The organism is Microcystis sp. LE19-84.1B, from assembly GCF_027531875.1.
In the GTDB taxonomy this organism is placed as follows: domain Bacteria; phylum Cyanobacteriota; class Cyanobacteriia; order Cyanobacteriales; family Microcystaceae; genus Microcystis; species Microcystis panniformis.
Genome location: NZ_JAPZSR010000121.1, coordinates 1 through 8,839, shown reverse-complemented (window position 1 = coordinate 8,839; position 8,839 = coordinate 1). Strand labels below are relative to the sequence as shown.

At 41.4% G+C, this 8,839-nt stretch carries 10 protein-coding genes and 1 pseudogene; 4 read left to right on the top strand and 7 right to left on the bottom strand.

What is annotated here, in order from left to right; genetic code table 11:
- Window positions 1-49: 49 nt before the first annotated feature.
- Together O9324_RS07140 and O9324_RS27465 are read right to left on the bottom strand one after the other, a co-directional pair.
- Window positions 50-231, bottom strand: a pseudogene (locus O9324_RS07140) (ISNCY family transposase); the annotation flags it as partial.
- 128 nt (window positions 232-359) lie between these two features.
- Window positions 360-701: a hypothetical protein gene (locus O9324_RS27465; protein WP_502846574.1), complete on the bottom strand. Its 342-nt coding sequence runs from the start codon at window positions 699-701 to the stop codon at window positions 360-362.
- A gap of 425 nt (window positions 702-1,126) precedes the next feature.
- On the opposite strand from O9324_RS27465, the gene O9324_RS07130 reads away from it, so the two are divergent.
- On the top strand, window positions 1,127-1,543 hold the full coding sequence (locus tag O9324_RS07130; protein ID WP_185236919.1) for a DUF1816 domain-containing protein: 417 nt from the start codon (window positions 1,127-1,129) through the stop codon (window positions 1,541-1,543).
- Window positions 1,544-1,569: 26 nt separating this feature from the next.
- Here the strand turns inward: O9324_RS07130 and O9324_RS07125 are convergent, their stop codons facing one another.
- Together O9324_RS07125 and O9324_RS07120 are read right to left on the bottom strand one after the other, a co-directional pair.
- Complete coding sequence (locus O9324_RS07125) at window positions 1,570-1,764, bottom strand: hypothetical protein (RefSeq protein WP_002770192.1); 195 nt, start codon at window positions 1,762-1,764, stop codon at window positions 1,570-1,572.
- Between the two features lie 473 nt (window positions 1,765-2,237).
- Window positions 2,238-3,053, bottom strand: a complete 816-nt coding sequence (locus O9324_RS07120; protein WP_288139830.1) for a PEP-CTERM sorting domain-containing protein — start codon at window positions 3,051-3,053, stop codon at window positions 2,238-2,240.
- 131 nt (window positions 3,054-3,184) lie between these two features.
- Here O9324_RS07120 and O9324_RS07115 point away from each other — a divergent pair, with 131 nt between their 5' ends.
- Genes O9324_RS07115 through O9324_RS07105 form a run of 3 tightly spaced genes read left to right on the top strand, consistent with a single transcriptional unit; the run spans window position 3,185 to window position 4,459 of the window.
- Window positions 3,185-3,721: a helix-turn-helix domain-containing protein gene (locus O9324_RS07115; protein ID WP_288139829.1), complete on the top strand. Its 537-nt coding sequence runs from the start codon at window positions 3,185-3,187 to the stop codon at window positions 3,719-3,721.
- A 56-nt stretch (window positions 3,722-3,777) separates the two neighbouring features.
- Entirely contained in the window at window positions 3,778-4,077 is a 300-nt protein-coding gene (locus tag O9324_RS07110; RefSeq protein WP_002788853.1) for a type II toxin-antitoxin system HigB family toxin, read from the top strand.
- Window positions 4,061-4,459 (top strand): helix-turn-helix domain-containing protein, encoded by a 399-nt coding sequence (locus O9324_RS07105; protein ID WP_002788855.1) that lies wholly within the window; start codon window positions 4,061-4,063, stop codon window positions 4,457-4,459. Before O9324_RS07110 ends, O9324_RS07105 begins: the two co-directional genes overlap by 17 nt.
- A gap of 262 nt (window positions 4,460-4,721) precedes the next feature.
- On the opposite strand, the gene O9324_RS07100 is transcribed toward O9324_RS07105, so the two are convergent.
- The 3 genes from O9324_RS07100 to O9324_RS07090 all read right to left on the bottom strand — a co-directional run bounded on the left by O9324_RS07100 (window position 4,722) and on the right by O9324_RS07090 (window position 8,006).
- Window positions 4,722-6,383: an NAD(P)H-quinone oxidoreductase subunit 4 gene (locus O9324_RS07100; RefSeq protein ID WP_193960274.1), complete on the bottom strand. Its 1,662-nt coding sequence runs from the start codon at window positions 6,381-6,383 to the stop codon at window positions 4,722-4,724.
- Between the two features lie 123 nt (window positions 6,384-6,506).
- Window positions 6,507-7,208 carry an ABC transporter ATP-binding protein gene (locus O9324_RS07095; protein WP_002764664.1) on the bottom strand — a complete coding sequence of 234 codons (702 nt, stop codon included), beginning with the start codon at window positions 7,206-7,208 and terminating at the stop codon, window positions 6,507-6,509.
- Between the two features lie 60 nt (window positions 7,209-7,268).
- Window positions 7,269-8,006 (bottom strand): septal ring lytic transglycosylase RlpA family protein, encoded by a 738-nt coding sequence (locus O9324_RS07090; protein WP_288139828.1) that lies wholly within the window; start codon window positions 8,004-8,006, stop codon window positions 7,269-7,271.
- Between the last annotated feature and the right edge of the window lie 833 nt (window positions 8,007-8,839).

The following is an 8,839-nucleotide window of genomic DNA, read 5'->3' as shown; positions in this document are numbered from 1 at the left end:
GAAGACTTTTCCCGATCTTTTTAGCTGATTCACGGCTTCTATCTCCTCAATAACAACCAATTATTTCTCGGGTAGTTCTATCGATAGCTAACCAAATATATACCTTGATTTTCTGAGAAAATACGAATGACCATAACTCATCACAGAAATTTCTATGATTAATTTGCCTTTAGGTTTGTCTGTTACCTATACCTGGCGAGGGGCTTGGCTAAATTTATTATTAACATAGTTTTGTAACCATGACCAACTCACTCCCGTTTCACGTTGGGAGCATCTCACCTTTGTAACCCCTAAATCAGGTTTTTATGTCAAGCTATTTTGAAAGCCTTGCTAGAAACCAGTTTTAGAAATAAGTATAATTACTCACTTGCATAAATGAGATGCTCCCCTCCCGTTACTCTAGCAATACCTCGCCGAGAAATTCTTTCTAGCAGCAGTAGAGCTATTAATTTTTTGGTTTCGTTAGAGACGGTTTTATTACTAGGATTAATTACCAACGGTTGACCACAATCTTTACCCTGACGTTTGGGTTTGCCATTATGTGTAGAACCATTTTTGAGGGTATGGCAAGAACCCCATTTAGGACAACGAAATATTGAAGCTTGTGAATCTTTTGTTAGAAGATTCTGTTCTAAATCTTCATCGCCATCCCACCAAAATTTAATGAGCCAAGACAAGATATTGATAAAAACAGCAATCATAAGTAGGGAGGCACAATTATTTGTAGGATGGGTTAGCGGTAGCGTAACCCATGGGAGCGTTGGGTTTCATGCTTCAACCCAACCTACGTTCATCTTATATTTAATTCCACCCACCTACTTAAAAAGCAAATTCTTGACATTTGTCAGGTAATTATTTTTATTAGTCAATATTCTACACAACTCAGGCTAGATAAGCAAGAGAGCTACGCCACTACTACCGAATCATTACCTCCGGTTCTTCTTGTTGAAGAATCTCTCGTCAAGCTATGCTGTGAGGGGAGAGTAGGTCAAAACCTAACTTTTTGCCGCTCTATGCTATCGTATCAAGATGCGCTACTCTGTTAGGAGATGATTTTGCTTGAGTCATCTGCTCAAAGTAGCATCTGTTTTTTTAACCCTTACCCCCAAAAGAGAATCTTTTCTGTATGCTAGAGGCTAATAATCAGGGAGAGAATCAAATATTTCTCTATGAAGTTGTTTTTTCCGGTTCTTCTGGCTCTTTGCCTCAACGCTTCTCCCGGACAGTCCTGCGAGTACCTAAAAGCCGTATGAGTCAAGAAACACAGCGCCTGCTGCGCCAAGGGGCCAAGATTCTCAGTATAAGGCCTCTTGACCCAGAAACTGCCCAGATTAAGCCTAGTTTACCACCTCAACCCTGGTGGATAGAGATTACCACCAGTCAGCCGAAATGTCTCTATTATTTCGGTCCTTTCGAGAGTTTTTCTGAAGCTTTATCCTATCAATCCGGTTATATCGAAGACCTCCAATCGGAATCTGCCCTGGGAATTAACAGCGAAATTAAACAATGTCAGCCAGAGGTTTTAACTCAAGAATATTTTTAATTTATGGTATCTAATTATACAGATTTTTAGGAATAGTTAGCTTCCTCTTGTTTTCGTTTAATAATGCCTTTACCCTCACAGAATTTACAGGGGACGGATTCATTCTCTGTCTCTAGATAGATTCTTCCTTTGCCCTGGCAGTGGGGACAGATAACTTTTTCTTCCCACCAATAATTCTCTAAAAAAGCCTCATCGGTAATATAGGTAAAATCTTCAAACATTGGCTTGTCCTCTTATCGTTGAGATAGCTTAATCTGGATTCATCTTTCAACCTGAGAAATTGAAAATCACTTTTACCCCCATCGTAAAAAAGATCGGGTTCATTCTTCTTGAAACTTAAATTACTTCATATTTATTTATGTTTATTAATATATAATGAGTGTTCACTATCAATCGGGTGTATCTCATATTTGTGAATTTCTCTCACTTATGGTGATCAGCAGAAGTTATACTAAATCCGTTGAGCATAGGCTACATATCAGGACAGGCAAAAGGCACTCATGCAAAAGGGGGAATAAATAATCAGTCTTTAATAACCGGATTTAGTATAACGATTCTGGTTCCAATCACACAATTTAGAGAACCGTTAAAAATCTATGAACTCCCGAAAAGGCTTGCCATATAAGCATTTCACATCTAAGTACAATTGCTTATTGCAAAAGTGGGATGCTCCCCGGGAGATCGGGAGAATCTATTACATCCAATTAGCTGAAACAGTCCGCTTGCAGAATACACCTAGTCCAAATAAACCGAATCCTAATAAACCAAAGACAGTGGAAGGTTCAGAAACAGGTTGACTAGATTGGGGAACAAATCCATATTGTAAGTGATCTACTCCAAAGCCTACATTGATCAAAGTCTGAGATATTGAGATAGCTGAAATGCCTGCTAAATTGATAACTCCAAAAAAGCGATCATCAACTGTTGTTCCGTCGTTTCTGGTATCGCCAATCTGTCCCTGACCAAGTGCAATAGTACCTAAAGAATTTCCTTGTGCATCAAACCCTTCAAAAGTTAGTGGTGTTTGATCTATTCCGCCAAAGCTTGAATATGAATCTGTCCAGACAATACCTACATGAGTAGGAAAGTTTCCTAAAGTATTGGCATTGAAAGTAAATTTAAAGCCTCCTATTATTCCATTACCTACTTCAACGAGATAATGACCTTGTTGCCCGTTTCCATCAATCACTCCGTCGTCAATATCAACAGAATCTGTATAAAAACCTGGACCTTCCACGCCAAATGGTAAGCCACTAGCACTAGAGGCTGTAACACCTGGCACATTCAGGGAACCATCCTCAAAATCCTCAAGGTAAAAATAGCTAAAGTTAACATTTTTAAATGGACTATCATTAAAGCTAAGATAAGGAGTTGGTCCGAGTAATGTTGGAGCAGAATTTACAACGGGAGTTTCAATGACTGCACAACCGAGGAAAACTCCAGTAGCTAGTGTTATGGTGGTAATTTTATTAGCCATTCTTTTAGCCTCATCAATTCCTGCTTCAAGCATAAGCCTGATTTCAGCTAATCTAAAGTCGGATTGTGGCGGATAAAGACGGAAGTTTTATTAAGAATCTTGACATAAAGCGGATTATAGCGGATAATAACGGGTGGGCGTTAGAGGTATGAAGCAACAGGTTAATGGACGTACAAGCGGTGTTGAAATACGTGGATGACCTAGTTTTCGCACAAACGGGGCAACATCTTGACAGTCTGCAAGTTGCGATTCTGAAGGGAGTCCTTAATGGAAAAAAATATACCCATATTGCTGAAGAATATCATTGTTCGGCAGGGCATACTAAAGATGAAGCTTATGAACTGTGGCGCATTCTTTCTGAAGCTTTGGGAGAAGATTTAAATAAATCTAATTTTCGTGCTACTATTGAGAGGCTAGGATATGCTAATTCTCAATATCAAATTGTCGGCAATCCAATTCAAATTAGTAATATTAATCTCTGTTCCAAACCTTTACAAAGTTATGAGACAGAAAATATTGAATCAATAATAGAAGAAACTGCTATACCTTATGTTAAAGAAAGCCTGACAATTCTGGAAAGAGAAAGACAAAAAGCAAAACTAGAAATTATTCCAAACTTAGTCGAGCTTGGCTTGACGGCCGAGCAAATTGCTAGTACGTTGGGATTGTCTCTTGAGCAAGTTAAAAAATGTATTCCTTAATTTTATTTAATGAGCATTGTCCACACAATAGAGATAATTTATGTTTGTTTTTATAAATGCACGTCATCAGCTATCGAAGATTACGAGAATTTACGAATAAACACGCTGATTCCCGAATAGCTTTAGAAAATTGGCATAAAATTGCCAGTCAAGCAATTTGGTATAATTTAGTTGAGGTTCAAACAGTATTTCCCCAAGCAGAAGCAGTTGGTAATTTTACTGTTTTTAACATTAAAGGAAATCGTTATCGCCTTATAACCAGTATCGATTATCAGAAGCGGCTAATTTATATCAAGTATGTTTTAACTCACGCTGAATACGATAAGGAGCAATGGAAAAATGACCCTTACTTTTAATCCAGAAAAATACAAAGAATTACTAGCTCGCCATTTACCTAAAGTTATCAGAACAGAAGCAGAAAATGAAAAAGCTCTGGTTATTGTCGAAGAATTGATGCACCGTCAGCATCGAACTCCCGAAGAAGATGAACTTTATGAGCTTCTAATTTTTTTAATTGAGAATTTTGAAAGAAGCTTTTATCTACAAGAATCAACCACACCTAATTCTATGTTATTGTTTTTGATGGAGCAACAAAGCGTTAACAAGAAAGACATAGCCATAATCCTTGGCTCTGACAAAATTGCTTCTAGTTTAATTGCAGGAAAAGGGTCAATTAGCCAAGAACAGGCGAAATTATTAGGACATTTCTTTCATGTAGATTATAGTTTGTTTATGTAGGGTTTGCTGAAAAAGTAGGGGCGAAGCATTCGGATAGGAAATCTACGGTTTCAGCGATAGGTTATGCCCGAATGCTTCGCCCCTACAAGACCACGATTCTCTGAAAATCTTGCACTTGTTTTGCGAAATAGACCCCTAAAACCCTTATCTCGTCTATATTTCACATTTATTCAGCCAACCCTAATTAATTATCTCCTCGCCAAAAAAAAATCAGGAGCAGAATTTCTACTCCTGATAACCTATTCACTTTAGACTTGCCAATTTATTGGAGGATGCTGGCAACTTTGGCGCTTACGTCCAGTTGAGTTTCAGCGTAGATATTTTGACGAGTAGCGGCGATTTCTGTGTAAGCTTGACGCACTTCCGAGTTAACTGCCACCGTTTTCACATCGTAGATACGGGTAGCCAGTTGGGGATAGAAACCGATAGCGACAATCAAAGCGAGGAAAGAGACAGCGATAAAGATTTCTCTGGGTTTAGCGTCAATATATTCTGATTCATGGGGGAGGACACAGCTAGTACCGAAACAAACTGCTTGTTCGTTGCTTTTGTTGGGGAGAATGTTAGTAATATCGCAGGAAGAACCATCTCCGTAGAAAACTTGACGAAGCATGGAGAGTAGATAAATCGGGGTGAGGATTAAACCAACGGAAGCGAGGAAAACAGTCACAACCCGGAAGGTTTGGCTATAAACGTCACTGCTAGTGACACCGATGAATACGGTAATTTCGCTGGCAAAACCGCTCATTCCGGGTAACGCTAGGGAAGCCATGGCGCCGGCAGTAAAGAGAGCGAAGACTTTCGGCATCGCTTGAGCAATCCCACCCATCTCGTTTAAAGCTAAGGTATGGGTGCGGTCGTAGGTGACACCAGCAAGGAAGAATAAGACGGCGGCAATTAAACCGTGGGAGAGCATTTGTAACATAGCACCGCTAATACCCACATCGGTAAAGGAAGCAATCCCTAAAAGGACGAATCCCATGTGTGAAACCGAGGAATAAGCGAGACGGCGTTTCATGTTTTGTTGACCGAAGGAAGCGAAAGCACCGTAGATAATATTAACGACACCGAGAATCGCTAGAATCGGAGCAAAGTAGATATGTGCATCGGGTAGAAGCCCCATATTAAGGCGGATTAAACCATAACCGCCCATTTTGAGGAGAACACCAGCGAGAATCATCGATACAGGTGCAGAAGCTTCACCGTGAGCATCGGGGAGCCAAGTATGGAGGGGGAAGATGGCGAGTTTGACTCCGAAAGCGATTAATAAACCGGCGTAAAGGACTAATTCTAAAGCGAGGGGATAATCTTTAAATCCTAATTCCGCCATATCAAAGGTCATTGCACCACCACCGTAGAGGGCCATGGCTAGACCGGCAACGAGGATGAAGATAGAAGCGGCGGCGGTGTAGAGTAAGAATTTAGTGGCGGCATAACGACGTTTTTGACCACCCCAGATGGAAACGAGTAGATAAACGGGAATTAACTCGATTTCCCACATTAAAAAGAATAATAATAAGTCTTGGGCAACGAAAACACCAATCTGAGCGGCGTAGAGCAACAGCATCAGGAAGTAGAATAAACGGGGTTTGCGGTCCACTTGCCACGCGGCCAAGATAGAAAGGGTTGTCACCAATCCTGCTAATAAAACTAACGGTGCCGAGATACCATCCACCGACACCGCCCAACTTAAACCAATTTGGGGAACCCAATCGATTTTTTCTACTAATTGTAGGTTGGGGTTGCTTAAATCATATTTTTGTAAAAAGACGTAACACATTAATATAAAGTCTGCTAGTCCGACTCCAAGAGCGAACCAACGAACAGTTTTTCCTTCCTTGTCGGGGATTACAGGGATTAGGAAGGAGGCAAGCAAGGGGAGCAAAATGATGGCAGTGAGCCAGGGGAAGTTAGCCGTTAGCATGGCAGTAAGAAAAAATACCTATTTCGTTATGTGTTCATTCTATGCGACTTTGTAAAATTTTGTTAATATTTTTTACCAAGTTTTACTATAGATTTTCTTCAATGATCCCCGCACTGTGATTGATCAGCCCAAATAAGCTTGTTTGACTCGCTCATCCTTGAGTAAATCCCCAGCTTCTCCCGCAATAGTCAAGCGTCCCGCTGCCAAAACATAGCCGCGATTGGCAGTTTCTAGGGCTAAATGGGCGTTTTGTTCCACTAACAGGATAGTTACTCCCGATTCGTTTAATTGACGGATAATACTGAAGATTTCTCGCACTATCTGCGGCGCTAGTCCTAAACTGGGTTCGTCTAGTAACAATAACTTGGGACGACTCATTAAAGCTCTGGCGATCGCCAGCATCTGCTGTTCCCCACCGCTTAGGGTTCCCGCTAACTGCTCTCGGCGCTCCGATAGTCGGGGAAACAGTTGCCACTGCTCTTCGATATCACTTTTTACTCCTAGGCGATCGCTTCTCGTATAAGCACCTAACTGCAAATTTGTCAAGACTGTTTGACGAGCTAAGATTCTTCTCCCTTCTGGACTATGGGCAATTCCCCGTTTAACGATTTCATGGGGCGGTAAATGGGTAATATCTTGACCCTGATAGATTATTCGCCCCGTCTTTGCTGTTAAAAGCCGAGATATCGTCTTTAGAGTCGTCGTTTTTCCTGCTCCGTTCGCTCCAATCAGGGTGACAATTTCCCCCGTTTCTACCCTTAAACTAACCTGCTGTAATGCCTTTATTCCGCCATAATTAACCGATAAATCGTTAATTTCTAACATAAACCCCGTCAAATCCCAATAGGATCACTATAGCAGTGATAACTGATAACTGATAACTGATTATCTGCCTAAAACTTCCAAGACCACTGGGGCAACTCCCGACTGGAAGACACCGATAATCGCTGCCGCACCTCTGGAGAGGTCGATGACGCGACCACCGCTAAACGGACCGCGATCATTAATTCGCACCACCACCGAGCGCCCGTTACGCAGATTAGTTACCCTAACCCTAGTGCCGAAAGGTAGATAGCGATGGGCGGCGGTTAAACCACCAGAGTTAAAAGTCTCACCACTAGCGGTGCGACGACCGTGGAAACCGGAACCATACCAAGAGGCCATTCCCCGTTTACGGGGGCGACTGCTGGTTTTTGTCCCTTGGGTTGTTTTCGGCTTCTCTGGCGGTGTCACTGAGGTAGGATTGCTGGCCGGGACTGGTTTGACTTGATTGGGTTGTGATTGGGGTTGTATCGTCGAAGGAATGGCCTCTTGGGTCTGGGGTGTAACGCTTGCTGGGACGGTATTTTCTTTGTCCACTAGGGACTCTAAAGTTTTTAGAATTTCGTTAGCATTATCTTGAACCGAACGTGATAATTTAATATCTGAATCGAATGTTCGACTATTAGAAAAAGCGGACAGAACGGTTTGAGTAGTTGACTCGATAACAGTTTGACGACCTACGCTAATATCCGTCAGGCTGTTGCTGTGTCCTGCTGTCTGGGAACAAATTATCGAGGCTGTAGTCCCCACTACGGTAAGGGCAGTTACAGCTTGTAGTTTGTTGATCAGTTGTTTATTCATAGACTTTCTTATTGTTCGTTAGCAAGTTCCCAATGCAAAGCTGAAGGAATTTGCTAACATTCCTTTGTGCTTGCAGAGCTAACTTGGTTGCGTTCTGTTCAACCGTATCACGGAAAATCGGTTGGTCATTACGAGAATTTATATCGTTATCGGGCAAGAGAATCAAAAATTTAAATAAAGGGTTGACTTGCGCTAAGAACCAAGTTAAGATGGGAAGTTTTTAATTTTTTGTCTCCTAGAGGGGGTCAAGGTTAGGAAAACTTGGGGAATTAGTGAAATGTCGAGAGGTAATAATGCTAGTATTGACAAGGCTTTCAGGGATTATCAGCCTCCCTCGATTTCCCTCTATGTATGCAGATAATGGTTAATAAAACTGTTATATTCGCTACAAAAAACCAGATTTTTAATATCAATGTTAAATCGGACTAAGGATCAGAGATTAAAAATTATAATAGGGGCTTGACAAGGAACTAAAAATAAGCTGTTATTAGCCAAACTTAACTATAGAATCAGAAATGCTGATACAGGCTAATAATAAATCCTGTTTAAAAGGGATAGGGAAGTGGGGAAGTGGGGAAGTGGGGAGTATTTTGCTGTGAACAGTGAACTGAAAACCCGCATCTGAATACTGACTCCTGAATACTGAGGACCGACTCCTAACCCCACGAAAGGCTTTTTCGGCAAACCCTATATATATAGGGTCTGCTGAAAAAGTACGGGCGAAGCATTCGGATAGAAAATCTACGGTTTCACCGATAGGTTATTGCCCGAATGCTTCGCCCCTACAGGACACGGGCCGATGAAGACGCAAGGTTTTGAACGACGATTCTCTC